Here is an 877-nt window from a genome sequence, read left to right on the forward strand (position 1 = left end):
CTAGATGAGTGAGTCCGAAGTCTGATCAGGTCGCGGACACAACGAAGGGTGTCGCAGAGTCTTGCTGTGACACGAGACCTGGACACCCTTCTGACCGCACTCTATGCCTTCCTCGACGACCACGTCGTCCCCGCCCGCAGGATCGGCACCCCGCCCCCGCTCAGCGACACCGAACTGCTGTGCCTGGCCATCGCCCAAGCCCTGCTCGGCTACGACTCCACCCGCCGCTTCCTGCGCGCCGCCCCCGAGCGTCTGGGCCACCTCTTCCCCTACCTGCCCCGACAATCGGGATTCAACAAGCGCCTCAACACCGCCGGCCCGCTGATCAGCCGCGCCATCCAGGCGCTGTCCCGCCAGGTCCCCACCTGGGAAGACGAGCTGCGCCTGATCGACTCCACCCCGCTGCCGTGTGCCGCCTCGCGCGAGACCGTCAAACGCTCGGCCCTGGCCGGGCAGGCGGGATACGGCTACTGCCGCTCCCACTCCCGCTTCTTCTGGGGATTGCGCCTCTACCTGGTCACCACCGCCGAGGGCATGCCCGTGACCTGGTGCCTGGCCCACCCCAAGATCGGCGAGCGCGACGTCATGGCCGCCCTGCTCCAGCGCGACCACGACCTGGTGTGCACGGGGCAGGTGATCCTGGCCGACAAGGGCTTCGCCGGCCGACGGTTCGAGGAGTTCGTCACCGACGAACTGGGCTGCCACCTGGTGCGACCCGACCGCAAGGACGAATCCCCGCGCCACGGCCGCCTGGCCCGGTTCCGCCAGTGGATCGAAGCCGTCATCGACACCCTCAAGGGCCAACTCGGCCTGGAGTCCCACGGCGGGCGCACCCCGGCCGGAGTCTATGCCCGCACCGGACAGCGGCTGCTGGCCC

The 877-nt window shown here is 69.4% G+C and carries 1 protein-coding gene; it reads left to right on the plus strand.

The genetic code is table 11. The features are described 5' to 3' along the window. Positions 1-66: 66 nt before the first annotated feature. The coding region (locus tag ABD284_RS25690; RefSeq protein ID WP_344149072.1) for an IS982 family transposase at positions 67-877 on the plus strand (811 nt) is incomplete at its 3' end.

The organism is Streptomonospora arabica, assembly GCF_039531585.1.
Lineage (GTDB): Bacteria > Actinomycetota > Actinomycetes > Streptosporangiales > Streptosporangiaceae > Streptomonospora > Streptomonospora halophila.